This window comes from Bacillus sp. NP157, from assembly GCA_018889975.1.
Classification (GTDB): Bacteria; Pseudomonadota; Gammaproteobacteria; order Xanthomonadales; family Rhodanobacteraceae; genus Luteibacter.
Genome location: CP076546.1, coordinates 282,186 through 305,972, shown reverse-complemented (window position 1 = coordinate 305,972; position 23,787 = coordinate 282,186). Strand labels below are relative to the sequence as shown.

Annotated in this window: 22 protein-coding genes; 9 read left to right on the top strand and 13 right to left on the bottom strand. The window is 66.7% G+C overall.

Annotated features, from left to right (window positions below):
* Window positions 1-20: 20 nt before the first annotated feature.
* The 5 genes from ispH to murJ all read right to left on the bottom strand — a co-directional run bounded on the left by ispH (window position 21) and on the right by murJ (window position 7,110).
* Window positions 21-962 carry a 4-hydroxy-3-methylbut-2-enyl diphosphate reductase gene (gene ispH, locus KPL74_01435; protein QWT20686.1) on the bottom strand — a complete coding sequence of 314 codons (942 nt, stop codon included), beginning with the start codon at window positions 960-962 and terminating at the stop codon, window positions 21-23.
* Window positions 963-1,037: 75 nt separating this feature from the next.
* Complete coding sequence (gene lspA / locus KPL74_01430) at window positions 1,038-1,538, bottom strand: signal peptidase II (GenBank protein ID QWT20685.1); 501 nt, start codon at window positions 1,536-1,538, stop codon at window positions 1,038-1,040.
* Between the two features lie 41 nt (window positions 1,539-1,579).
* On the bottom strand, window positions 1,580-4,438 hold the full coding sequence (gene ileS / locus KPL74_01425; GenBank protein QWT20684.1) for an isoleucine--tRNA ligase: 2,859 nt from the start codon (window positions 4,436-4,438) through the stop codon (window positions 1,580-1,582).
* Between the two features lie 19 nt (window positions 4,439-4,457).
* Window positions 4,458-5,414 carry a bifunctional riboflavin kinase/FAD synthetase gene (locus KPL74_01420; protein QWT20683.1) on the bottom strand — a complete coding sequence of 319 codons (957 nt, stop codon included), beginning with the start codon at window positions 5,412-5,414 and terminating at the stop codon, window positions 4,458-4,460.
* An 88-nt stretch (window positions 5,415-5,502) separates the two neighbouring features.
* Complete coding sequence (murJ, locus tag KPL74_01415) at window positions 5,503-7,110, bottom strand: murein biosynthesis integral membrane protein MurJ (protein QWT20682.1); 1,608 nt, start codon at window positions 7,108-7,110, stop codon at window positions 5,503-5,505.
* A gap of 201 nt (window positions 7,111-7,311) precedes the next feature.
* Between murJ and rpsT the strand changes: the two genes are divergently transcribed.
* From rpsT to KPL74_01400, 3 genes are all read left to right on the top strand, one after another.
* Window positions 7,312-7,575 (top strand): 30S ribosomal protein S20, encoded by a 264-nt coding sequence (gene rpsT / locus KPL74_01410; GenBank protein QWT20681.1) that lies wholly within the window; start codon window positions 7,312-7,314, stop codon window positions 7,573-7,575.
* Window positions 7,576-7,828: 253 nt separating this feature from the next.
* On the top strand, window positions 7,829-8,152 hold the full coding sequence (locus tag KPL74_01405) for a hypothetical protein (GenBank protein ID QWT20680.1): 324 nt from the start codon (window positions 7,829-7,831) through the stop codon (window positions 8,150-8,152).
* The gene (locus KPL74_01400; GenBank protein QWT20679.1) at window positions 8,152-8,571 is read left to right on the top strand and encodes a type II toxin-antitoxin system VapC family toxin; all 420 of its coding nucleotides are present in this window, start codon (window positions 8,152-8,154) and stop codon (window positions 8,569-8,571) included. The genes KPL74_01405 and KPL74_01400 overlap by 1 nt, the downstream gene beginning before the upstream one ends.
* 84 nt (window positions 8,572-8,655) lie before the next feature.
* Here KPL74_01400 and obgE read toward each other — a convergent pair whose 3' ends face one another.
* From obgE to KPL74_01380, 4 genes are all read right to left on the bottom strand, one after another.
* Entirely contained in the window at window positions 8,656-9,723 is a 1,068-nt protein-coding gene (obgE, locus tag KPL74_01395; GenBank protein QWT20678.1) for a GTPase ObgE, read from the bottom strand.
* Between the two features lie 86 nt (window positions 9,724-9,809).
* The gene (gene rpmA / locus KPL74_01390) at window positions 9,810-10,067 is read right to left on the bottom strand and encodes a 50S ribosomal protein L27 (protein QWT20677.1); all 258 of its coding nucleotides are present in this window, start codon (window positions 10,065-10,067) and stop codon (window positions 9,810-9,812) included.
* Window positions 10,068-10,088: 21 nt separating this feature from the next.
* On the bottom strand, window positions 10,089-10,403 hold the full coding sequence (gene rplU, locus KPL74_01385) for a 50S ribosomal protein L21 (protein QWT20676.1): 315 nt from the start codon (window positions 10,401-10,403) through the stop codon (window positions 10,089-10,091).
* 275 nt (window positions 10,404-10,678) lie between these two features.
* Window positions 10,679-11,197 (bottom strand): DUF2059 domain-containing protein, encoded by a 519-nt coding sequence (locus KPL74_01380; GenBank protein QWT20675.1) that lies wholly within the window; start codon window positions 11,195-11,197, stop codon window positions 10,679-10,681.
* Between the two features lie 139 nt (window positions 11,198-11,336).
* On the opposite strand from KPL74_01380, the gene uvrA reads away from it, so the two are divergent.
* The 4 genes from uvrA to KPL74_01360 all read left to right on the top strand — a co-directional run bounded on the left by uvrA (window position 11,337) and on the right by KPL74_01360 (window position 17,148).
* Window positions 11,337-14,300 (top strand): excinuclease ABC subunit UvrA, encoded by a 2,964-nt coding sequence (gene uvrA / locus KPL74_01375; GenBank protein QWT20674.1) that lies wholly within the window; start codon window positions 11,337-11,339, stop codon window positions 14,298-14,300.
* A complete protein-coding gene (locus tag KPL74_01370; GenBank protein ID QWT20673.1) occupies window positions 14,297-14,719 on the top strand; it encodes an acyl-CoA thioesterase in 423 nt (140 codons plus the stop codon). Before uvrA ends, KPL74_01370 begins: the two co-directional genes overlap by 4 nt.
* Window positions 14,720-14,914: 195 nt before the next feature.
* Window positions 14,915-16,372, top strand: coding sequence for a DUF4139 domain-containing protein (locus KPL74_01365; protein QWT20672.1), 1,458 nt, complete (start codon window positions 14,915-14,917; stop codon window positions 16,370-16,372).
* A 20-nt stretch (window positions 16,373-16,392) separates the two neighbouring features.
* On the top strand, window positions 16,393-17,148 hold the full coding sequence (locus KPL74_01360; protein QWT20671.1) for an enoyl-CoA hydratase/isomerase family protein: 756 nt from the start codon (window positions 16,393-16,395) through the stop codon (window positions 17,146-17,148).
* Between the two features lie 191 nt (window positions 17,149-17,339).
* Here the strand turns inward: KPL74_01360 and KPL74_01355 are convergent, their stop codons facing one another.
* Window positions 17,340-18,263 (bottom strand): Nudix family hydrolase, encoded by a 924-nt coding sequence (locus KPL74_01355; protein QWT20670.1) that lies wholly within the window; start codon window positions 18,261-18,263, stop codon window positions 17,340-17,342.
* Window positions 18,263-18,751, bottom strand: a complete 489-nt coding sequence (locus KPL74_01350) for a dihydrofolate reductase (GenBank protein QWT20669.1) — start codon at window positions 18,749-18,751, stop codon at window positions 18,263-18,265. Before KPL74_01350 ends, KPL74_01355 begins: the two co-directional genes overlap by 1 nt.
* 223 nt (window positions 18,752-18,974) lie before the next feature.
* Between KPL74_01350 and KPL74_01345 the strand changes: the two genes are divergently transcribed.
* Entirely contained in the window at window positions 18,975-20,006 is a 1,032-nt protein-coding gene (locus tag KPL74_01345) for an alpha/beta hydrolase (protein ID QWT20668.1), read from the top strand.
* Between the two features lie 61 nt (window positions 20,007-20,067).
* On the opposite strand, the gene KPL74_01340 is transcribed toward KPL74_01345, so the two are convergent.
* Window positions 20,068-20,943 (bottom strand): LysR family transcriptional regulator, encoded by an 876-nt coding sequence (locus tag KPL74_01340; GenBank protein QWT20667.1) that lies wholly within the window; start codon window positions 20,941-20,943, stop codon window positions 20,068-20,070.
* Window positions 20,944-21,040: 97 nt separating this feature from the next.
* Between KPL74_01340 and KPL74_01335 the strand changes: the two genes are divergently transcribed.
* Window positions 21,041-22,147, top strand: a complete 1,107-nt coding sequence (locus tag KPL74_01335; protein QWT20666.1) for an NADH:flavin oxidoreductase/NADH oxidase — start codon at window positions 21,041-21,043, stop codon at window positions 22,145-22,147.
* Window positions 22,148-22,990: 843 nt separating this feature from the next.
* On the opposite strand, the gene KPL74_01330 is transcribed toward KPL74_01335, so the two are convergent.
* Complete coding sequence (locus tag KPL74_01330; GenBank protein ID QWT20665.1) at window positions 22,991-23,785, bottom strand: thymidylate synthase; 795 nt, start codon at window positions 23,783-23,785, stop codon at window positions 22,991-22,993.
* Window positions 23,786-23,787: the final 2 nt, after the last annotated feature.

Genomic DNA, 23,787 nt, shown 5'->3' with positions numbered 1-23,787 from the left:
TGACGATCCCCGCGCAAGCCTCAAGAGGCAAGTCGCAGCTCCCTGGGCAACGCGAAGGTGATGCTTTCGGCTTCGCCATCGAGCTCGCGGACGCTGCCCGCGCCCCACGACTGCAAGCGTGCGATGACTTCCTTCACCAGCTTTTCCGGCGCGGAGGCGCCAGCGGTGACGCCGATGCGGGTCTTGCCCTCGATCCATGCCTGGTCGATGTGCTCTGCGCCGTCGATCAGGTACGACGTGACGCCCTGCTTTTCGGCCAGTTCCTTCAGGCGATTGGAGTTGGAGCTGTTGACCGAACCGACCACCAGCACAAGGTCCACGGCATCGGCGAGACGGCGCACCGCATCCTGGCGATTCTGCGTCGCATAGCAGATGTCGTCCTTGCGCGGGCCGTGGATGGACGCGAACTTCGTGCGCAGCGCCCCGATGATGGCAATTGTGTCGTCCACCGACAGCGTGGTCTGGGTGACGAAGGCGAGCTGCTCGGGCTGGCCCGGCTGCAGGGCCTCGACGTCCTCGACGGACTCGACCAGGTAGATGCTGCCACTGTTCGCCGGGTTCCACTGGCCCATGGTGCCTTCCACCTCGGGGTGGCCGGCGTGGCCGATCAGCACCACGTCGTGGCCAGCGCGGCCCAGGCGAGCCACCTCCATGTGCACCTTGGTCACCAATGGGCAGGTGGCGTCGAACACGCGCAAGCCGCGGCGGTCGGCTTCCTCGCGCACGGCCTTCGGCACGCCATGCGCGCTGAAGATCACGGTGGAGTTGTCCGGCACTTCGTCCAGTTCTTCGACGAACACGGCGCCATCGGCGCGCAGGCGTTCGACAACGTAGCGGTTGTGAACCACTTCGTGGCGAACGTAGATCGGCGCGCCGTACGACTCGAGCGCACGCTCGACGATGGCGATGGCGCGATCGACGCCGGCGCAGAAGCCGCGGGGGTTGGCGAGCAGGATGTCCAAAGGAGGCCTCGGGGCGGCGATCGCGCCGCTGGTGGGGATGGGCGGGATTATCGCATGGGTGGGGTCCGGGGGGCCTCAGGCCTTCTTCGGGCTAGCCTGGAACAGGCTGAACACGATCAACCCCGCCGCGCCCACGCTGATCGCGCAATCGGCCACGTTGAACACCGGGAACGGATAGCTGCCCAGGAACACCTGGATGAAATCCGTGACCTTCGCCGCGTGCAGCCGGTCGATGAGGTTACCCAGCGCACCGGCGATGATCAGGGCCAGCGGAGCGGCCGTGCGCCAGTCACCACGCGGCGTCCGCGACAGCCAGACAGCCAGGATGGCGCTGATCCCGATCGCCAGAACCGCGAAGAACCAGCGCTGCCAGCCGGCGCCGTCCGCCAGGAAGCTGAACGCCGCGCCGGTGTTGAAGGTCAGCGTCCAGTTCAGGATGCCCGGGATCACCGGATGCGGCGTTTCGGCCGGCTGCAGGGCGACCAGGGCCCACCACTTGGTGAGCTGGTCCAGCGCGATCATGCCGGCGGTCAGCCAGAGCCACGACAGCGCGCTGGGGCGGGGGCGAAGAGTCATGCAACGAGCCTACGGTAGAGGTAAAGCATGGGCGCCACTGGTCAGAACCAGCGGCGGTCTTCGCCGGCGCCGGTGACGTTGCCGACGCAGCGGCCACAGATCTCCGGATGTGCAGGATCCGCACCCACGTCGGGCTGGTGCTGCCAGCAACGGATGCACTTGGCCCAGTCGGTGACGGCCGCCGAGACGTAGACCTCGGCACCCTCCAGCTCCACCCGCTCCGCCGTCGCCGGCCGGCCTTCGAGCGGGGCCAGCGCCACGTCCGAGGTGATGAAGAAGAAGCGCAGCTCGCCCGCGGCCTCGGCCAGGGCCGACTGCGTGGGCAGGTCGGCATGGATGGTGAGGGTCGCATCCAGCGACGCACCGATGAGGCTGGCCTTGCGCATGCCTTCGAGCACGCGCGAGGCGGTCTCGCGGATGGCGAGCAGCTTGCCCCACCACGCACGGGCATCCGCATCCTGGCGCGCGTCGAGGCCTTCGTAGAAGGTCTCGAACAGCACCGACTCGCTGCGCGAACCCGGCAGGTGCTGCCAGATTTCCTCGGCGGTGAAGCTCAGCATCGGGGCGATCCAGCGCACCATCGCTTCGGCGATGCGGTACATCGCGCTCTGCGCGCTGCGGCGGCCATGGCTGTCGGTCGGCATCGTGTAGAGCCGGTCCTTGGTGACGTCCAGGTACAGCGCGCCCAGCTCGGTGGTGCAGAAGTTCTGCACGCGCTGGACGATCTCCGGGAAGTCGTAGCGCTCGTAGGCGGCGACGATGGCGGCCTGCGTATCCGCGGCCTGCTGCACGGCCCACTGGTCCAGCGGCAGGCAGGCATCGGTGGCAAGCAGGTGCTTGTCCGGATCGAAGCCATCGAGGTTGCCGAGCAGGAAGCGTGCCGTGTTGCGGATGCGCCGATAGGTATCCGCGACGCGCTTGAGGATTTCGTCCGACAGCGACATCTCGTTGCGGTAGTCGGTCGAGCAGATCCACAGGCGCAGGATGTCCGCACCCAGGGTCTTCATGATGTCCTGCGGCTCGATGCCGTTGCCCAGCGACTTGGACATCTTGCGGCCCTGCGCGTCCACGGTGAAGCCGTGGGTCAGCACGTGGTCGTAGGGCGCGCGGCCGTTGATCGCGGCCGAGGTCAGCAGCGACGACTGGAACCAGCCGCGATGCTGGTCGGAGCCTTCCAGGTACATCACCTTGTATTCGCTGGCTTCGCCCGCCTGCAGTTCCGGCCGCTGGCCGACCACGGCGAAGTGGCTCACGCCCGAGTCGAACCAGACGTCGAGGACGTCGGTGACCTTCTCATAGCGGTCGGCGTCGTCACCGATCAGCTCGCGCGGATCGAGGTTGAACCAGCTGTCGATGCCTTCGTGCGCGACCTTCTGCGCCACCTTCTCCATCAGCGGGACGGTATCCGGATGCGGCTCGTGCGTGTTCCTGTCGACGAACAGGGTGATCGGCACGCCCCAGGTGCGCTGGCGCGAGATGCACCAGTCCGGGCGGCCTTCGACCATGCCGCGGATGCGCTCTTCGCCCCACGCCGGCACCCAGCGCACGGACTTGATCGAGCTCAGCGCGGTGTCGCGCAGCCCGGCCGTTTCCATGCCGATGAACCACTGCGGGGTGGCACGGTAGATCACCGGCGTCTTGTGGCGCCAGCAATGCGGGTAGCTGTGCGTGAGCTTCGCGAAGGCGAGCAACACGCCACGGGTGCGCAGCAGGTCGACGACGGCGTCGTTGCCCTTCCAGATGTGCATGCCGGCAAAGGTGACGTCGCCCGCGAGCGGCAGGTCGCTGCGATAGACGCCGCGGCCGTCCACGTAGTTGAGCGTACCGATGCCGTACTGCTGGCCCACGGCAAAGTCCTCCGCGCCGTGGTCCGGAGCGGTGTGCACGGCACCGGTGCCGTCTTCGTCCGACACGTGGTCGCCGAGGATGATCGGCACGCGCTTGTCGTAGAACGGGTGCTTCAGCTGCTGGTTTTCCAGCGCGGCGCCCTGCTTGTGGCCGAGCACGACGGCGTTTTCCACGCCATAGCGCGCCAGCGCCTTGCCGGCCAGCGCCGACGCGATCACCAGCAACACGCGCTTGCCGTCGCGCGCCGGGCCTTCGACCAGCGAGTATTCGATTTCGCCACCGAGCGACACGGCCTGGCTGGACGGCAGCGTCCACGGCGTGGTGGTCCAGATCGGCACGGCGACGATCGCGTCACCGACGTCGACGCCGAACTCGGCGCCCATCTCCTTCGGATAGACGGCGTCGTACGCCACGTCCACCGCCGGCGAGGTCTTGTCGGCGTATTCGATCTCGGCCTCGGCCAGTGCGGAACCACAGTCGAAGCACCAGTACACGGGCTTGGCGCCGCGCACCACGTGGCCGTTGTCGACGATGCGCGCCAGCGCGCGGATCATGTCGGCTTCGTAGGTGAAGTCGAGCGTGCGGTACGGGCGCTCCCAGTCACCGAGCACGCCCAGGCGCTTGAAGTCGGTCCGCTGCAGGTCGATCTGCGCCAGCGCGTATTCACGGCACTTCTGCCGGAACGCGGCGGCGTCGAGCTTGTCGCCGGCCTTGCCGAACTTCTTCTCGATCGCGATCTCGATCGGCAGGCCATGGCAATCCCAGCCCGGCACGTACGGTGCGCGGTAGCCGGCGATCAGCTTCGACTTGACGATGACGTCCTTGAGCACCTTGTTGACCGCGTGGCCCAGGTGGATCGCGCCGTTCGCGTAGGGCGGGCCGTCGTGCAGCACGAACACCTTGTCGCGGTGGGCGGTCTTTTCCTGGATCTGCGCATAGCGGCCCACGCGCTCCCAGTTCGCCAGCCAGGTCGGCTCGCGCTTGGGCAGGTCGCCGCGCATCGGGAATTCCGTCTGCGGCAGGTTGATGGTGTTCTTGTAGTCCTGGGTCATTGCGGGCAACCGTGGTGTGTCAGGCATCGGCAAGGATGGGGTTCATCCCCAGCGCCTGCCGGGCGGCGCGGTCGTCCTGGCGCATCTGCGCGCACAGGGCGTCCAGGCCGTCGAATTTTTCTTCATCGCGCAACTTGCGGACAAACTCCACGCCGATGCGCTGGCCGTAGAGATCGCCGGAGAAATCGAACAGATGGGCTTCGAGCAGCGGCTCGGTCACTTCGTTCACCGTGGGCCGGAAGCCCAGGCTGGCCACGCCGGGCCAGCTGCACGGGCCGTCGCCGATGCCGATGCGCACCGCGAAGATGCCCTGGATCGGGCTGACCCGGTCGCGCAGGTGCACGTTGGCGGTGGGGTAGCCGAGCTCGCGGCCGAGCTGCTTGCCGTGCTCTACGTGGCCGTCGATGACGAAGGGACGGCCGAGCAGGGTCGATGCATCGGCGAAGCGGCCTTCCGCGAGCAGCGTGCGCACCTTCGACGAGGAGACGCGCTCGCCGTCGACCAGCACCGGCGCCACCGCGTGGGCGGTGAAGCCCAGCTCGGCGCCCATCGACTGCAGCAGGGCAAAGTCGCCGCCACGGCGATGGCCGAAGCGGAAATCCTCACCCACCCAGACTTCGCGCGCCGCGAGCCGGCCGACGATCACCTGGCGGACGAAATCCTCGGCGGACATCGTCGTCAGCGCTTCGTCGAAGCGCAGGGAAAGCAGCTCGACGATGCCGGCAGCGGTCATGCCCTCGGCCTTCTCGCGCACGCCGGACAGGCGCGGCACGGGCTCCTTCGAGAAGAAGGCACGCGGCAGCGGGTCGAAGGTGATGACCGCCGGGGCGAGGCCGCGCGCTTCGGCGCGCTGGCGCACCTCGGAGAGGATCGCCTGGTGGCCGAGGTGCAGGCCATCGAACGCGCCAATCGCGACGACGCTACCCTGCGGTGTCAGGCAGGCGCCTGCCACGTCGCGATGCAGTCGCAGCGTCATGCGCGGCCACCCTGGAGTCGGTGCGGAATAAAAGCCATCGGGCCAGTATAGCGGCCCCATTGCGCCGCACAATGCGAGGCCCGCCGGATCAGCGGCCGCGCAGCTCCGAGAGGCGGAAACCCATGGCGAACAGGGCTGCCAGGTAGGACGCCCCGCCCGCCCCGACCAGCACTGCCAGGCGCCCTACCCGGGTCCACTTTTCCACGTCGCTCCATTCGGGCCACGCGTGCAGGCCCGCGAGCAGCACGGCGGACATCGTGGCGCAGGCCACCGCCAGGCGCAGCAGGTGGCGCGACCAGCCCGGCTGGCGCTCGTACACCCCGGCCTTGCCCAGCCAGCGCCAGAGCAGGCCCAGGTTGATGTAGCTGGCCACGGCGCTGGCCAGGCCCAGGGCCATGTGCAGGCCGGGAATGCTGGCCAGCGCCTGCATCCACGAACCGGCCTTCTGTGCCGGCGACGCCCACAGGGCGAACAGCAGGGCCAGGAACAGCCCGTTCAGCAGCATGTTGGAGACCAGCGACGCCACGCCGGCGCGGACCGGCGTCGTCGTGTCCTTGCGCGCATAGAAGGCCGGCAGCACGACCTTGACCAGGGCAAACGCAGGCAGGCCGAAGCTCAGGGCGGAGATCGACAGGGAGGCCATTTTCGTGTCGAAGGCAGTGAACGCGCCGTGCTGGAAGATCGTGGCCACGAGCGGGAACGACAGGATCATCAGCGCGAACATGGCCGGCACGGCGATCAGCAACGTCGTGCGCAGGCCCCAGTCCAGCGCGCGCGAGAATCCCTCGCGATCGCTGCCCACGTGGTGGCGCGAGAGCGACGGCAGGATCACCGTGCCCAACGCGACGCCGAAGACGCCCAGCGGCAGCTCGAGGAAGCGGTCGGCCTGGGACAGCCAGCTCTGCGAACCGGCAACCAGCAGCGAGGCGATCACCGTATCCAGCAGCAGGTTGATCTGCGCCACCGACGAGCCGAACAGGGTCGGCACCATCAGTCGCATGATCCGGCGCACGTCCGGCGACTGCCAGCCCCAGCGCGGGATCGCCAGCAGGTCGAGCTGGCGCAGGGCCGGCAACTGGAACGCCAGCTGCAGGATGCCGGCCACCAGGATCGCCCAGCCCATCGCCATGATCGGCGTGTGCAACTTCGGCGCCAGCCACAGCGCGCCGGCGATCATGCACAGGTTGAGGATCACCGGCGTCAGCGCAGGCAGGCCGAAGCGGTGGAAGCTGTTCAGGGCCCCACCGCACAGCGCCGTCAGCGAAACGAACAGCAGGAACGGGAACGTCAGCCGCAGCAGGCTCACCGTGAGCTCGAATTTTTCCGGCGTCTCCACCGCGCCGGGCGAAAACAGCGCGGTGACCTGCGGGGCGAAGATCACGCCCATCGCCGCGACGATCAGCAACACGCCACCGAGCGTGCCCGACGTGCGCGCCATCAAGGACTTCAGCTCGGCGTGCGGACGGGTCTCCTTGACCTCGGTAAACACGGGGACGAAGGCCGTGGAAAACGAGCCCTCGGCGAACAGGCGGCGCATGAAGTTGGGGATGCGGAACGCCACCCAGAAGGCGTCGGTGGCGGCGTTGGCGCCGAACGATGCGTTGATCGCCATGTCGCGGACCAGGCCGAGCACGCGCGAGACCATGGTCATGCCGCTGAAGGACAGCACGCCGCGGAGAAGGCTGGGGGTTTTCATCCGTGCCTGGCTTACCGGTAAACCGCTAGTTTGACAAAGCCGGGCGGTCGGCGGACAGTCCGCGTTCTGGCACGTCCCGGGCATCCCGAGCCGGCCTCTCCCGCCCGGGCGCCCCGCGCGGGGCTAACCTATTGACGCTGCCCCAGTTTGGCATCACAATGGGCGTCTTTTTTAAAACCCACCGAACTCTGGAGCTTTACCTTGGCCAACATCAAGTCCGCGAAGAAGCGTGCGCGTCAGTCGGAGCAGCGCCGGCTGCGCAACGTCAGCGCGCGTTCCATGGTGCGTTCCGCACTGAAGAAGGTCGTCAAGGCGATCGACGCCAAGGATAAGGCAGCTGCTGCCTCGGCTTACGCCGTCGCCGTGCCGGTCATGGACCGCTACGCCGCCCGCGGCCTGATCCACAAGAACAAGGCCGCTCGCCACAAGAGCCGCCTGAACGCGAAGATCCGCGAACTGGCTTAACGCCTGCGCGACATCGCTGTTCGCGAAAAAGCCGGCGCAAGCCGGCTTTTTTGTTGTCTAGTGCGCGCCGACGCCGAGAGCCACGGCAAGCGCGCCAAACACTCCGCCTTTTGCGCCGCCCTTGCGAACCACCACCCTACAGCAATACAGCGAACGACTACAGCGTACCAAGGCACACGAGACTGGCGTTGGAACGAGAAGACCGTAGGCTTGAGCTAAGCCACAGCAGGCTCCGCTCAACCAAAGGACTGACATGAAGAAGACCATATGGATTTCCTACGCCTTCGGGGTTAAAGCCGATTACCCGGGCCTATATCGCTGGTTCGACAATATCGGCGCGGTAGAGTGCGGCGACAATCTCGCAGTATTGAAGCTCGACATTCCCTCAACCGACGACCCGCCCGATTTCGTGAAGACGCAGATCGATGAGCACGTGTCGGTCTCGAAATCTGACCGCATCTACGTCATCTGGACGGGAGATGACGGTCAGAACAGGGGTCGCTTCATATCTGGCAAGCGGCGCGGATCGCCCTGGCAGGGACATGGAGACGCCACGCCTGATCAGGACGACGCCTGATGACCAAGAAAGTCCTGGTAGATACCGGATTCTGGATCGCACTCCTGACCAAGGGAGATCGGCACCACACCACGGCCCTGATTCTGGAAGAAGACCTGGCGACCCATCATCTACTCATTCCCTGGCCCACTCTTTTTGAGTTCGTGGATACGCGCCTTGCCCGCAATGCGTCGGACGGAGAACGCCTCAGAAAGATCTTGAAGCGCGACGGGAACGAGCTCATCAACGACCTGCCTTACCGCGACAGCTCACTCGACTTCACGCTCGGAAACCGAGGGCATACCTTCAGCCTGGTAGACCACATCCTCCGGTCGATCATGGAAGACCCCGAGGTGCGCATCGATGGCTTCGTAGGCTTCAATCACGGCGACTTCCACGATGTGTGCGCGAGACGGAACATCGAGATGCTGCCGGACTAGCCATGGTGCCGGGGAAGTCACACCGGCAGTTATAAGAAAGCCGGCGCAAGCCGGCTTTCTGCTACCTGATTGAGCAGGAGCGCGTTATTCGGTGCGCATGCGGACGTCGTCGATGACTTCCTTTTCGGTCTTGCGGGCGGCGCGCTCGGCGTCGAAGAACTGCTGGACCTGCAGGCAGACCTCACGGGTGCCCTGCTGGCCGGCGGCCGAGACCAGGAACGACGGGGCCGTCCAGCCGAGGCGATTGACGATGTCGTTCGCGGCAGCCTCGAGCTCTTCCTCGTCGTCGAACACGTCCATCTTGTTGATCACCAGCCAGCGCGGGCGCTCGACCAGTTCCGCGTCGAAGCTGGCCAGCTCGCGCTCGATGGTCTGCACCTGCTCCACCGGGTCGGATCCGTCGATCGGGCGGATGTCGACCACGTGCAGCAGCAGGCTGGTGCGCGACACGTGGCGAAGGAACTGGATACCCAGGCCCGCACCCTCGGCCGCACCCTCGATGATGCCGGGGATGTCGGCGATGACGAAGCTCTGGTCGGTGCCGATGCGAACCACGCCCAGGTTCGGGTGCAGCGTGGTGAACGGGTAATCGGCCACGCGCGGCGTCGCCGCCGACACGGCGCGGATGAAGGTGCTCTTGCCGGCATTCGGGAAGCCAAGCAGGCCAACGTCGGCCAGCAGGCGCAGCTCCAGCTTCAGGTCGCGCACCTCGCCCGGCGTACCCGGCGTGGCCTTGCGCGGCGCCCGGTTGACCGAGCTCTTGAAGTGGATGTTGCCGAGGCCGCCACGACCGCCTTCGGCGACCTTCAGGCGCTGGCCGTGCGAGGTAAGGTCACCGATGACCTCGTCGGTATCGACGTTCGTGACCACGGTGCCGACGGGCACGCGGATATCGGTGTCTTCGCCACCCTTGCCATACATTTGGCTGCCCATGCCGTTCTGGCCGCGGACGGCCTTGAACTGACGCATGTGGCGAAAATCCACCAGGGTGTTCAGGCCTTCGTCGGCGACCAGCCAGACGGAGCCGCCGTCGCCGCCGTCACCGCCATCGGGGCCGCCGAACGGGATGAACTTTTCGCGGCGGAAGCTGGCGCAGCCGTTGCCACCGTTACCGGCCTGGACTCGAATCTGGGCTTCGTCGACGAATTTCATGGAACAACCTGGGGTAATGAATAGGGGGCCTTACAAACGAAAAGCCCCGCCGTTGGGCGGGGCCTTCGCTGTCGCGTCGGTACGGCTTACGCCTGGACGACGTCGACGAACTTGCGACCCTTGTCGCCGCGGGTCTTGAAGGCAACCGTGCCATCGACCAGCGCGAACAGGGTGTGGTCGCGGCCGAGGCCGACGCCCACGCCAGCGTGGAACTTGGTGCCACGCTGACGAACGATGATGTTGCCGGCTTCGACAGCCTGGCCGCCATAGATCTTCACACCGAGATACTTCGGGTTCGAATCGCGACCGTTACGGCTGGAACCTACGCCTTTTTTATGTGCCATGACTCAATATCCTCCGGCGACTCAGGCGTTGATGCCCGTGATCTCGATTTCGGTGTAATGCTGACGATGTCCCTGCGTACGCTTGTAGTGCTTGCGACGACGGAACTTGACGATGCGGATCTTATCGGCGCGGCCGTGGGCGCGGATCTTCGCGCTGACGGTGGCACCGGCGACCAGCGGGGCGCCAACGGTGATCGACTCGCCTTCACCGATGAGGAGGACTTCCTCGAACGTGAAGGTGGCATCGACTTCGGCGGGCAGCAACTCAACGCGCAGGACTTCGCCCTGCATAACGCGGTACTGCTTGCCACCGGTCTTGATGACTGCGTAGCTCATGATGGATTCCTGTTACTGATTATGTAGTTCTTTTTAGGGTGTTGCGGGTGTTACGAACCGCGAATTATAGCGGAGCCGAAAAGCCAAGGTCAATCAGGCGGTTGTAGGAGCGCGCCTGCGCGCGACCGAATGGGTCCGCAACGTTGTCCAGAATACAAAAGTCAATAAAAACAACATTTTATTGTGATACGAACAAGATCTTATTGAGCCAATGGGTCAGTCACCCTCGCCGACCGCGCCGTCCATGGCACGGTCGATCGCGCGCAGGCGCGCTCCTACTTTTTCTTGGCGGGGGCCGGGGTGGCGGCGGGCTTGCCGGCCTGGCCGGTCGCCGGGCACTGGCCCTGGGCGTTCAGCGTGCCCTGGCCCTGCAGCTGGGAAATCATCTGCTGGCCGCGTTCCTGGCCCCACTGCTTACCGACCTGCATGCCCTCGGCCATGGTGGCCGGCATCTGGGTGATGACCTTCTGGCCCAGCGGCGACTTGTAGAACTTGAGCAGGCCGTCGATGTCTTCGGCCGTGAAGTGCTTCTGGTAGACCGGCACCATGCGGCCGATCAGCTGGTTGGTGGCATTCGCATCCACGAAACCCTGCCAGTAGCTGGCCGGCACGCACGGCAGCGCGTTCGCCATCACGCCGGCCATCTGGCTGTTCATCTGGCTGAGCATGCGGCCCATTCCCACGGCGTCCATCAGCTGGCGCACCTGCGCCTCGCTGGGCGGCGCTGCCATGGCCTGGCCTGCCGCGCCCATCGCCAGCAGCACGCCGGCTGCGATCCCTGTCCATTTCCGCATGGTTCGATTCCTCTTCATGATGGTGGATGCCCCTCCCCGGGGGACGAGGCATGGTAGCCGAGGTCGTGGAGACATGGGGCTGACCTGACCGTCACTACCCCTTGGTATAGTCGTCGCTTTCCCCCATCTACGTCGGCACATGGACAGCATTCGCATCCGCGGCGCCCGCACGCACAATCTCAAGAACATCGACCTCGACCTGCCCCGTGACAAGCTCATTGTCATTACGGGGCTGTCCGGGTCCGGCAAATCTTCGCTCGCCTTCGACACGATCTACGCCGAAGGCCAGCGCCGTTACGTGGAGTCCCTGTCCGCCTACGCGCGGCAGTTCCTCTCGATGATGGAAAAGCCGGACGTGGACACGATCGAAGGCCTCTCGCCGGCCATCTCGATCGAGCAGAAGTCGACGTCGCACAACCCCCGCTCCACCGTCGGTACGATCACCGAGGTGTACGACTACCTGCGCCTGCTCTACGCGCGCGTCGGCACGCCCCGTTGCCCGAACCACGGCATCCCGCTGGAGGCACAGACCGTCAGCCAGATGGTCGATTCGGCCATGGCGCAGGATGCCGAAAAGCGCTGGATGCTGCTGGCGCCAGTCATCCGCGAGCGCAAGGGCGAACATGTCCAGGTGTTCGAGCAGTTGCGTGCGCAGGGCTTCGTCCGTGCGCGCGTCGACGGCGAGGTCTACGACCTGGACGCCGTCCCGCCGCTTACCCTGCGCCAGAAGCACACCATCGAAGCGGTGATCGACCGCTTCCGCCCGCGCGACGACATCAAGCAGCGCCTGGCCGAGTCGTTTGAAACAGCCCTGCGCCTGGGCGACGGCATCGCCATCCTGGTCAACATGGACGACGCGAAGGCGACCGAGCAAGTGTTCTCGTCGCGTTTCTCCTGCCCGATGTGCGACTACTCGCTGCCGGAACTCGAGCCGCGCCTGTTCTCGTTCAACTCGCCGGTCGGCGCCTGCCCGACCTGCGACGGCCTGGGCGTGACCCAGGTGTTCGACCCCGCGCGCGTCGTCGGCCACCCCGAGCTCAGCCTCGCGGGCGGTGCGATCCGCGGCTGGGACCGTCGCAACGCGTACTACTTCCAGATGATCATCTCCCTGGCGAAGCATTACGGCTTCGACGCGGAGACGCCCTGGCGCCAGCTGACCAAGACTCAGCAGAACGCCGTGCTGTACGGCTCGGGCAAGGAACTCATCCCGTTCCGCTACATCACCGACCGCGGCGGCAAGGTCACCCGCGAGCACAAGTTCGAAGGCATCCTCAACAACCTCGAACGCCGCTACCGCGAAACCGAATCGGTGGCGGTGCGCGAAGAGTTGCAGCGCTACATCGCGGACCATCCGTGCCCGGATTGCGGCGGCCAGCGCCTCAATCCGTCCGCGCGCAACGTGTTCGTCGCCGACATGGCGATCCCCCAGATAACCTCGCTGGCGATAGACAACGCGCTGGATTTCTTCGCCACGCTGAAGCTCGCCGGCTGGCGCGGCGAGATCGCGGTGAAGATCGTCAAGGAGATCCGCGAGCGCCTGACTTTCCTCAACGACGTCGGGCTCAACTACCTCACCCTGGATCGCCAGGCCGATTCCCTGTCCGGTGGCGAAGCGCAGCGCATCCGCCTGGCCAGCCAGATCGGTGCCGGCCTCGTCGGCGTGATGTACGTGCTCGACGAGCCGTCGATCGGCCTGCACCAGCGCGATAACGAGCGCCTGCTCGGCACGCTTACGCGCCTGCGCGACCTCGGTAACACGGTGATCGTGGTCGAGCATGACGAAGACGCGATCCGTGCCGCCGACCACATCCTGGACATCGGCCCCGGTGCGGGCGTGCATGGCGGCGCCATCGTCGGCGAAGGCACCTTCGAACAGCTGATGAAGTCGCCGCGCTCGATCACAGCCAAGTACCTCAGCGGCGAACGCGGCATCAAGGTGCCGGCGAAGCGCCGCGAGGCGAAGGACGGCCAGTGGGTCGAGCTGAAGGGCGCCACCGGCAACAACCTGAAGGACGTCGACCTGCGCGTGCCCGTGGGCACGTTTACCTGCGTCACCGGCGTGTCCGGCTCGGGTAAGTCCACGCTGATCAACGACACCTTCTACCGCATCGCAGCGATGGAACTGAACGGGGCAGGCGAACAGCCAGCGCCGTACGAGTCCATCGAAGGCCTGAACCTGTTCGACAAGGTCGTCGACATCGACCAGTCGCCGATCGGCCGCACCCCACGCTCGAACCCGGCGACGTACACCGGCCTGTTCACCCCGCTGCGCGAGCTCTACTCGCAGGTGCCCGAAGCGCGCCAGCGCGGCTACCAGGCGGGACGCTTCAGCTTCAACGTGCGCGGTGGCCGCTGCGAGGCCTGCGAAGGCGACGGCATGATCAAGGTGGAGATGCACTTCCTCCCCGATGTGTACGTGCCTTGCGACGTCTGCCATGGCAAGCGCTACAACCGCGAAACGCTGGAGGTCCTGTACAAGGGCCACACCATCGCGGACGTGCTCGACATGACGGTGGAAGATGCGTTCAAGCTGTTCGAGAACGTGCCGGTCATCGCGCGCAAGCTGGAAACGCTGCGGGCGGTCGGCCTGGACTACATCAAGCTTGGCCAGAGCGCGACCACGTTGTCCGGCGGCGAAGCGCAGCGCGTGAAGCTGTCGAAGGAACTGTCCAAGCGCGACACGGGCAGCACGCTGTACATCCTGGACGAACCGACCACCGGCCTGCACTTCCACGATATCGAGCAGTTGCTCGACGTACTGCACCGGCTGGTCGAGCACGGCAACACCGTGGTGGTGATCGAGCACAACCTCGACGTCATCAAGACGGCGGACTGGCTGGTCGACCTCGGCCCCGAAGGCGGTTCCGGCGGCGGACAGATCCTGGTCAGCGGCACGCCGGAAACGGTGGCGGCGACCAAATCCTCGCATACCGGGCGCTTCCTGCTGCCGCACCTGAAGCCGGGCACTGCCCCGGCACCGAAGGCCGCGGCGAAGACGAAGCCGGCGGCCACGGCTGCTGCAAAGAAGACGACGGCGACGAAGGCCGCCGGCAAGACCACGACCAAGGCGGCACCGGCCGCAAAGAAGAAAAAGACCGCATGAGCACCGACGCTTCCCCGACGTCCGCCCCGCTGCCGCTGTTCATCACGCCGATGGACGTGCGCTGGCAGGACCTGGACGCCTACAACCACGTCAATAACGCGAACTACCTGGTGTACCTCCAGGAAGCCCGCCTGAAGTGGCTGCAGACCCTGCCGGACCGCTGGTACAGCGAAGAAGCCGCGCCGGTGATGGCGCATAGCGAGATCAACTATCGCTTGCCGATCGAATGGCCGGCCGACATCCAGATCGAGCTATACGTCAACCGGATGGGCAGCAGCTCGATGACGGTCGGCCACCGCATCGTCGACAGCACCGACGCCACCCGCATCCACGCGGACGGCAGCGTCACCATGGTCTGGATCAACACCAAAACCGGCCGCCCGGTGCCGCTGCCCCAGGTCATTCGCGACGCCGTGTAGGAGCGCGCCTGCGCGCGAATGGGTGTCCATCGTCGTCCATCGTCGCGGTGAGCACCGACCACGGCGACCAGGCTCAGACCGCCACGACTGGAAACCCATTCGCACCACCTCTTCGCGCGCAGGCGCGCTCCTACAGAAAAGGTTCATGGAGCCTGCGGGTATGATCGCCGTCGCGATCTACACGGAGAGAGACCCATGCGCCGCCCCCTCGTTCTGGCCCTTGCCTGCGCCATGACCCTGCCCGCCTTCGCCGCGAACGACCGCACCGCCCTCACCCTCTACCGTGCCGACGGTGACCAGCTGTTCCAGGCGACCGGCGACGCCGTGTCGAACGATGGCTACGCCGTGGTCCACGAGCGTCGCGCCTTCGACCTCAAGGGCGGCACGCAGGACCTCTCCATCGGCGGCCTGCCCTCGGCACTCGACAGCGAAGCGCTGACATTGCGCTTCCCCGGCAAGGGCACCCGCGTGGTCTCGCAGCGGCTGCTGCTCGGCCAGGGTTTCGACGGCGCGGTGTCCGGGCTGGTCGGCCAGAAGGTGCAGGTGGTCGGCACCGGCGGCCAGGAGCTCGCCTCCGGCACGCTCGTCCAGGGCGGTACCCCGATGGTGATCCGCACCGCGAATGGCGACCTCGCCCTGGTCCGCGACTACGCGGCCCTGCGCGTTACCGGCCAGGACAGCATCGCCCGCGGTTCCACCCTGCAGGTACGCGTCGACGGCGCCGCCGCCGGCAACACCACCGCCCAGCTCGACTACCCCACCACCGGCCTTGGCTGGCGCGCCGCCTACGTGGCGACGCTCGCCAATGGCAGTGCCTGCAGCATGGCGTTCGACGCCAGCGCCAGCATCGCCAATCGCAGCGGGCGCGACTGGAAGGATGTCTCGCTGAAGCTTGTCGCGGGCGACGCGCAGCGTTCGAAGTCGGCAGCACCGAGGCCAGTGATGATGATGGCCCGTGCGCCGGTCGCGCAGGGCTTCAGCGCCGACGCCAACCCGACACAGGCGACCCTCGGCGACCTGCGCACGTACACCCTGCCCCACGCCGTGGACCTGCCCGACGGCAGTGTCACCCTCGCCCCCCTCTACGACCGCAGGGAACTCGCTTGCGAACGCGAGACGCTGTACGAAAGCGGCCAGCGCTTCTTCGCCAACGTGCCGATCAGCCAGCGCGAGATGGCCTTGCCGCCGCCGGACGGCGTGCCAGTCACCACCAGCCTGAAGTTCAAGGCATTCGACAGCCTGCCCGCCGGCTACGTCCGGGTCATGACCAATGACCGCGACGGCGACGCGGAGCTGCTGGGCGAAGGCCGCTTCAACGACACACCGAAGGGTGAGGACGCCACGATCTCCCTGGGCAACGCCTTCGACCTGCGCGCGAAGCGCGAACAGACCACCTACACGGCCGCTGCCCACCAGATCGACGAAGGCACCCGCATCACCCTGACCAATGCGGGCGATGCGGCGCGCGTGGTCACGGTGCGCGAACATCCCTACCGCTGGCGTGCGTGGAGCCTCGTGTCGTCGTCGGTGAAGCCCTCGAAGAACACCCCCGATATGCTGGAGTTCAAGGTGGACGTGCCGGCGCATGGCAGCGCCAGCCTCGACTTCGCCGTACGCTACAGCTGGACCGACGCCGACCTGTCGCCGCGCTAACCCCAACCCGAGGCACGTACATGCTGGACATCCTTCCCCACGACGGCGACATCCACGAAATCCGCATGGCGCGCCCGCCGGTCAATGCGCTGGATACAGCACTGGTAAACGCCTTGCGCGAGGCTATCCAGGACGCGCCGGTCAACGGCGCACGCGGCATCGTGCTATCTGGCGCCCAGGGCATGTTCTCCGCGGGCGTCGACGTGCCTGCGCTGCTCAAGCTGGACCGTGCCGGCGTGGAGACGTTCTGGAACGACTTCTTCGCGTTGTGCGGCGCCATCGCCGCCTCACCGGTTCCGGTGGTCGCGGCGATCACCGGGCACAGCCCTGCCGGTGGCGCGGTGCTGTCCCTGTTCGCGGATTACCGGGTCATGGCCCACGGCATGTACAAGATCGGCCTGAACGAAGTGCAGGTGGGCCTGTCCGTGCCCGAGCCGATCCAGTTCGCGATGCGCCGCCTCGTCGGCGGCTACCGCGCCGAGCGCCTGCTGGTTGCCGGCGCCATGGTCGACGCCGAAGCCGCGCACGCGCTAGGCCTGGTCGACGAGCTGGCGACGGTGGAACAGGTGGTGACCCGCGCGGTGCTCTGGCTGGGCGAGCTGCTCAAATCGCCGCCGCACGCGATGCTGCGCACGCGCGCCATCGCCCGCGCCGATTTGCTCGAGGTCTGGGGCGATACCAACGGCCTGCTCGATGCCGGGTTCATCGACGACTTCTTCGCCAAGGAAACCCAGGCCGTGCTCAACGCCCTGGTCGCCCGCCTCAAAGCCAAATGACCGTGTAGGAGCGCGCCTGCGCGCGATGGGCGTGGCGAAAGATGCCACTACCCACGCCACATCCACCGCGAGCAGGTGGTTTCCTGCAGGGATCAGGCCCATCGCGCGCGGGTGGTTTCCTGCACGGATCAGGCCCATCGCGCGCGCGGGGTTTCCTGCACGGATCAGGCCCATCGCGCGCAGGCGCGCTCCTACAGAAATAGCGAACTGGCGATGCCTTGGGCGGCATGCATCCGCGCCATCGCGACGTCGTCTGGCCCGACACCCCCGAGCGCATAAACCGGCAGCGACGCGTTCTCGACCCACTTGGCGAAACGCGGCCAGCCCAACGGCGGGGTGTCGGGACTGCCGGCATCCGGCTCGACGGGTGAGAGCGTCGCGAAGTCGCAACCCAACCGACCGGCCAGCGCCAGGCCTTCGGCGTCGTGGCACGACGCCCCGACCAGGGTGCCGAGCGGCAAGGGACGTTCAGAGAGCCCTTCAAGCCGCAACGCCGATAGCTGCACGCCGACGCCCAGCGCCCGTGCACCTTCCACGTCGTCGCACAGCAACAGGTGGGCACCGAAGCGATGGACTTCGGGCAGCAGGGCCGCCACCGCCTCGCGCGATGCAGCAACCGTCATAGCCGGCATACGCCATTGCAGTAGCCGCTCGCCGCGGGCAAGGGCTGCGCGCAGCCACGTCGACGCCACGGCCACGCTCGCATCCGCCGGGGTGATCGCCACGTGCTCGGGCAGCCACGCCGCCGCAAGGATCGGCCGGTCCGCCGGCGCCAGGATGGCCGGATCGATGTCGCGCGGAAGCCGCCACTCGATCGCCGAAGCATCCAGCGCCCGCGGCTCGCCGCTCCAGGCGCGCACGGTCACGGCCTCGAGCAGCATGCTGCGCTCGCCGTAGTTCCACGGAATCCTGACCAGGGACTCGAACGACAGCGGATCCACCGCGATGCCCAACTCTTCGTCGAGTTCGCGCTCCAGCGCGGCCATGGCCTGCTCACCCGGCTCCAGCTTGCCGCCGGGAAACTCCCACATGCCCGCCAGGTGCTTGCCCGGCGGGCGCTGTGCGATGAGGATCCGCCCGGCGCCGTCCACCAGCACGCCGGCCACCACGTGCATCAGACGTTCCGGACGTATTCGACCATGTCGAACGAATGCGCGTGCTGCGCATCCGCCTTGTGGTGGACGCGCGACACTTCGCTCCATTCCTTGAAGTCGATGCCCGGGAAGAACACGTCCGCACCGTCGACCGAGGCGTAGACCCAGGTCAGGTAAAGCGTGCGCGCGTAGGGCAGCGCCTCGCGGAAGACTTCACCGCCGCCGATCACCATCAGGCCCGTGTGGCCGCAGCTGGCCTGCGCTTCGGGGATGGAACGCACGGTGACCTGGCCCGGGTACGGTGCTTCGCCCTTGCGCGAGAGCACGTAATTGACCCGGTCCGGCAGCGCGCGACCGATCGATTCGGCCGTCTTGCGGCCCATCAGCACGGCGCGATCGGTGGTCAGCGTCTTGAAGTAGCGAAGATCGTCGGGGAGGTGCCAGGGCAACCCGCCCTGCTTGCCGATGGCAAAGTTTTCGTCGAGCGCGGCAACCAGGTGGACGGCCATGGAACATCCTTTCAGCAATTCATTGGGGAGCCGGGCGCGATGGCCCGTGTGATGCAGATAGTAGTCCTAGGAATGTGATGGGGGAACGAAACAGTCGTTTGAAGATGCAGGCCGTGACGTATGTGACGGGTCCCTGCCCTGCGCTGCACACCGTTTTGATTGACCCGCCGGCCACCATGGATGCTTCCAGGCGCTGTGCCTGCGCAACCACCTCGGAGATTCCATGACTGGCCAAGGCAAGCCCAACCCCATCGTCAACGCCCTTGCCGATGCCATCGGCGCGATCCGGGCGGATCACGACATGCACGAACTGGCGACGGCCCTCAATGAGCTCGAGCCCAAGGCGATCGAGAAGCTGTCGCCCGCCGAAGCGCGCCAGCAGCCCACCATCGCCGATGCGGTCGAGCGCCTGCTCGGCAAGCAGGGCAAGCCGATGGACCCGCAGGTGCTGGTGCCCGGCGTCGCCCGCACCAGCATCACCGTGCCCACGCGCGCCGGTGGCTTGCCCGCGCTGGTCTACACGCCCGAGGGCGCGGCCAACGCCCCGGTGGTGCTTTACATCCACGGTGGCGGCTGGGTGATCGCGAGCGCGGAGGTGTACGACGGCGGTGCCCGCGGCGTCGCCGGCCAGTCCGGCGCCATCGTGGTGTCGATCGACTACCGCCAGGCCCCGGAACACAAGTTCCCGGCGGCATGGAACGACTGCATCGATGCCTGGAGCTGGATCGCCGCCAACGCTGCATCGCTGGGCGGCGATCCGGGCCGCCTGGCCATCGTCGGCGAAAGTGCCGGTGGCTGCATGGCCGTGGCGACGGCCATCGCCGCGCGCGACGCCGGGCTTGCCGCGCCCCGCCACATCGTCGCCGTCTACCCGGTGGCGCAGACCGGCAACCTGCATACCGAGTCGTACATCGAGAATGCGATCGCCAAGCCGCTCAACCGGGCCATGATCGAATGGTTCGTCGGCCACCTCACCAACAATCCCGACGACCTCAAGGATCCGCGGATCGATCTCATCCACGCGAACCTCAACGACCTGCCCCCGGTAACCATCGTCAATGCAACGCTGGATCCGCTGCGCAGCGACGGCGGCATGCTCGAAGAAGCCCTGCAGGATGCCGGCGTGCCGGTGCAGCGCGAGGTCTACACGGGTGTGACGCACGAATTCTTCGGCGCGGCCGCGGTGCTCGAAAAGGCCCGCAAGGCGCAGGCGTTCGTCGGCAATCGACTGCGCGAAGCCTTCGGCACGCTGTAGGCGCCGGCCCACATCCCGTGCCCGCCGTGCCGTGCCTCGGCGCAGCGTGCAGCGTCGTCGATCAGTGCCTGGCCAGGTCTCGGTCGAGTTCGTCGATGACGTACTGCGCCCGTCGGGAAAGCGGCCATTCCGCACGGTGGATCAGCCACAGGGCGTCGACCACCGGCGTGCATTCCTGCAGCACGCGAATGCTTTCGGGACGGAGGAAGGCCTGGCGTGCATGCCGCGGCATGACGCTGAAGCCAAGGCCCCGCGAGACGGGCTCGAGGATCAGCCCGATCTGGTTGGTAAAGCCGGTGACCGGTACGTCGGCCATGCTGCGCTTGCCGGGATACCAGCGCGCCATCAGGCGCGTGGCCATGGCCTGGCCGTCGGGGTGGTCGATGAAGCCCAGCCGGACCAGGTCGTCCCATCCATGGACGCTGGCACCTGCGGGAACGACCAGCTCGAGGGCTTCCTCGCAGAACGCCCGTACGGCGATCCGCTCGTCATCGGGCCGGCGAGACACCACACCGATCTCGTATCGGTTGTCGAGCACCGCTTCGAGCACTTCCTCGTCGGGCGCGAAACGATGGCGGATGACGACGCCCGGCGTCCGGCGCTGGATCTCCAGCAACTTCGGGTAGATCGACAGGCCGACGCTACCCGGCGTCACGATGGACACGGCGCCCTGCATGGCATCGGCGTCAGCCAGGCGCGACGTGAGGCATCGGTCGGCACGGGCGACCTCGTCGCAGTAGGCCAGCAGCGCTTCGCCGGCAGGGGTGAGTTCGACGCGGCGCGGGCGGCGGATCAGCAGCGCGCCATAGCGTTCTTCGAGCTGACGGATGTGCTGGCTCACCGCCGCCTGGGTCAGCCCCAGCGACTCGGCCGCACGGGTGAACGTGCCCTCGGCGGCGAGCGCACGGAACGAACGGAGCCATGCCGGATTGATCATAACGAAGTCTTATGGAAACCATTAGTCATATGCGCTTCTTATTATATCTCGTTCTCCCTATCGTGACGCCCTTCCCCGATAACCGAAGACACGTCCCATGTCTGCCCTCTTTTCCCCTTTCTCGCTGAAGGACATCACCCTTCGCAATCGCATCGCCATTCCGCCGATGTGCCAGTACCGCGCCGTGGATGGCCTGACGAACGAGTGGCACCAGATCCACTACCCCGCCCTCGCCCGTGGCGGCGCCGGGCTGGTCATCGTCGAGGCCACGGCGGTATCGCCCGAGGGCAGGATCACCCCGGCGTGCCTGGGCCTGTGGAACGACGCCCAGGCCGAAGGCCTCGCTCGGATCGCGGCGTCGATCCGGTCCGCCGGCGCCGTGCCCGGTATCCAGATCGCCCACGCCGGCCGCAAGGCCAACGCCGAGCGCCCGTGGGAAGGCGACGACCATATCGATACGACCGACCCGCGCGCGTGGGAAACCCTTGCACCGTCGGCGATCGCCTACGGTCGCGGCCTGCCGCGCGTGCCGCGCGCCATGACCCAGGACGACATCGCCCGGGTCAAGGCGGATTTCGTCGCCTCCGCGCGGCGCGCCCGCGACGCCGGCTTCGAATGGCTGGAACTGCATTTCGCCCACGGCTACCTGGCGCAGACGTTCTTCTCCGCACACAGCAACCAGCGCGACGACATTTACGGCGGCAACGCGGAAAACCGCGGACGCTTCCTGCTGGAAACGCTGGCCGCCGTGCGTGAAGTATGGCCGGAGCACCTGCCGCTGACGGCGCGCTTCGGCGTCATCGAGTACGACGGCCGCGACGAAGAAACACTGGTCGAAGCCATCGACCTTGTCCGCAAGATGCACGCCGACGGCCTGGACATGCTCAACGTCAGTGTTGGTTTCACCATCGCCGAAACGCAGATCCCCTGGGGTTCGGCGTTCCTTGGTCCGATCGCCGAACGCGTGCGCCGCGAAGCCGGCCTGCCGGTGGCATCGTCGTGGGGCATCGACGATCCGCGTGCGGCCAATCGCGTGATCGCGGATGGCCAGATGGACCTGGTGATGGTCGGCCGCGCCCACCTGTCGGATCCGCACTGGCCGTACAAGGCGGCGATGGCGCTGGACGTGCCGCGCCCGTCATGGACCCTGCCCCCGTCCTACGCCCACTGGCTAGAACGCTACACCCCCACGAAACCCGCGTAGGAGCGCGCCTGCGCGCGATTGGGGCATTCCTCTTTCCCCATCTCCCCGCAGCGCTCGTACGTGGTCGCAGGACAGCCCTCGGTGCCTACCCCGCAGCGCTCGGGCGTCGTCGCAGGAAGAGCCCTCGGCGCCTACCCCGCAGCGCTCGGGCGTCGTCGCACGAAGAGCCCTCGGCGCCTACCCTCGCTGCTCAAACAGCGTTCTGGCGTGCGAAAAGGAGGGGCTGCTCCGCAGCCCGTTTATCTATGGGCCTACGGCCGCGCACCGGGTGCCGGGCGGAGGTTCTTGATTCGGCATCCTGCCTCAACAAGAACAACCGGCCATCGTGGCCGGCCCCCTTCGGGCTTCTTCCGCCCAGCCCCCTCGCCGCCACGAACTCGCCTCGAGGGTAGGCGCCGAGGGCTCTTCTTCCACGTTCCCGCAAGGTGGATTGGACGGCCTGACGCTACGACAGCTCTTGTAGGAGCGCGCCTGCACGCGAATGGGATGGCCTAAACGCAGCAGGTCCCAGCGCCCAGGATCATCATTTCAAAGTGATTCGAAGGCGTTCCACGAGTCTTTGCATCGGTTCCATCGTCCTCGCCCGGTTGGATTTTCGCGCGCAGGCGCGCTCCTACGGACAAGGCTTGCGGAGGCGTGCAAGAACAGCCCTCGGCGCCCACCCTCGAGGCGAGTTCCGCACAAGCAAGCAGCCGAAGGCTAATCAAATACACGGGCCGCGGCTGCGGCCAACCTTATCGAGCGCGGAGGACCTGTCTGAGCAGCGAGGGTGGGCGCCGAGGGCTGGTCCTGCGACCACGCCCGAGCGCCGCGGGTCCTGCGACCAAGCCCGAGCGCCGCGCGCTAGACAGCGACCGGTGCCTTGATCGCCGGATGCGGGTTGTAGTCGACGATCGACACATCGTCGAAGCGGAAGTCGAAGACCGACGTCACTTCCGGATTGAGCACCAGCTTCGGCAGGGGCCGCGGCTCGCGCGTCAGCTGCAGGGTCGCCTGCTCCACGTGGTTCGAATACAGGTGCGCATCGCCGATGGTGTGGACGAAATCACCCACCTCCAGCCCGGTCACCTGCGCGATCATGTGCGTCAGCAACGCATAGCTCGCGATGTTGAACGGGATGCCCAGGAAGATGTCGCCCGAGCGCTGGTACAGCTGGCACGACAGCTTGCCGTTCGCCACGTAGAACTGGAACAGCGCATGGCACGGCATCAGCGCCATCTTCGGCAGCTCGCCGACGTTCCACGCCGACACGATCAACCGGCGAGAATCCGGGTTGCGGCGGATCTCATCCACCACCCAGGCAATCTGGTCGACCACCTTGCCGTCCGCCGTCGGCCACGCACGCCACTGCCGACCGTACACCGGGCCAAGGTCGCCGTTTTCGTCGGCCCATTCGTCCCAGATGCTGACGCCGTTTTCCTTCAGGTACGCCGTATTGGTATCGCCCTGCAGGAACCAGATCAGCTCGTGGATGATCGAACGCAGGTGCAGCTTCTTGGTGGTGACGAGCGGGAAGCCCTTCGCCAGGTCGTAGCGCATCTGCCAGCCGAACACGCTGCGCGTGCCCGTGCCGGTACGGTCCGACTTGTCGGCACCATGGTCGAGGACATGTCGGAGCAGTTCGAGGTAGGGCTGCATGG

What these genes read in the sequence shown, in the direction of transcription:
- lspA (QWT20685.1), bottom strand. Translation starts at nt 1,538, where the DNA reads ATGACTCTTCGCCCCCGCCCCAGCGCGCTGTCGTGGCTCTGGCTGACC.
- ileS (QWT20684.1), bottom strand. Translation starts at nt 4,438, where the DNA reads ATGACCCAGGACTACAAGAACACCATCAACCTGCCGCAGACGGAATTC.
- KPL74_01420 (QWT20683.1), bottom strand. Translation starts at nt 5,414, where the DNA reads ATGACGCTGCGACTGCATCGCGACGTGGCAGGCGCCTGCCTGACACCG.
- murJ (QWT20682.1), bottom strand. Translation starts at nt 7,110, where the DNA reads ATGAAAACCCCCAGCCTTCTCCGCGGCGTGCTGTCCTTCAGCGGCATG.
- KPL74_01405 (QWT20680.1), top strand. Translation starts at nt 7,829, where the DNA reads ATGAAGAAGACCATATGGATTTCCTACGCCTTCGGGGTTAAAGCCGAT.
- KPL74_01400 (QWT20679.1), top strand. Translation starts at nt 8,152, where the DNA reads ATGACCAAGAAAGTCCTGGTAGATACCGGATTCTGGATCGCACTCCTG.
- obgE (QWT20678.1), bottom strand. Translation starts at nt 9,723, where the DNA reads ATGAAATTCGTCGACGAAGCCCAGATTCGAGTCCAGGCCGGTAACGGT.
- rpmA (QWT20677.1), bottom strand. Translation starts at nt 10,067, where the DNA reads ATGGCACATAAAAAAGGCGTAGGTTCCAGCCGTAACGGTCGCGATTCG.
- rplU (QWT20676.1), bottom strand. Translation starts at nt 10,403, where the DNA reads ATGAGCTACGCAGTCATCAAGACCGGTGGCAAGCAGTACCGCGTTATG.
- KPL74_01380 (QWT20675.1), bottom strand. Translation starts at nt 11,197, where the DNA reads ATGCGGAAATGGACAGGGATCGCAGCCGGCGTGCTGCTGGCGATGGGC.
- uvrA (QWT20674.1), top strand. Translation starts at nt 11,337, where the DNA reads ATGGACAGCATTCGCATCCGCGGCGCCCGCACGCACAATCTCAAGAAC.
- KPL74_01370 (QWT20673.1), top strand. Translation starts at nt 14,297, where the DNA reads ATGAGCACCGACGCTTCCCCGACGTCCGCCCCGCTGCCGCTGTTCATC.
- KPL74_01365 (QWT20672.1), top strand. Translation starts at nt 14,915, where the DNA reads ATGCGCCGCCCCCTCGTTCTGGCCCTTGCCTGCGCCATGACCCTGCCC.
- KPL74_01360 (QWT20671.1), top strand. Translation starts at nt 16,393, where the DNA reads ATGCTGGACATCCTTCCCCACGACGGCGACATCCACGAAATCCGCATG.
- KPL74_01355 (QWT20670.1), bottom strand. Translation starts at nt 18,263, where the DNA reads ATGCACGTGGTGGCCGGCGTGCTGGTGGACGGCGCCGGGCGGATCCTC.
- KPL74_01350 (QWT20669.1), bottom strand. Translation starts at nt 18,751, where the DNA reads ATGGCCGTCCACCTGGTTGCCGCGCTCGACGAAAACTTTGCCATCGGC.
- KPL74_01345 (QWT20668.1), top strand. Translation starts at nt 18,975, where the DNA reads ATGACTGGCCAAGGCAAGCCCAACCCCATCGTCAACGCCCTTGCCGAT.
- KPL74_01340 (QWT20667.1), bottom strand. Translation starts at nt 20,943, where the DNA reads ATGATCAATCCGGCATGGCTCCGTTCGTTCCGTGCGCTCGCCGCCGAG.
- KPL74_01335 (QWT20666.1), top strand. Translation starts at nt 21,041, where the DNA reads ATGTCTGCCCTCTTTTCCCCTTTCTCGCTGAAGGACATCACCCTTCGC.
- KPL74_01330 (QWT20665.1), bottom strand. Translation starts at nt 23,785, where the DNA reads ATGCAGCCCTACCTCGAACTGCTCCGACATGTCCTCGACCATGGTGCC.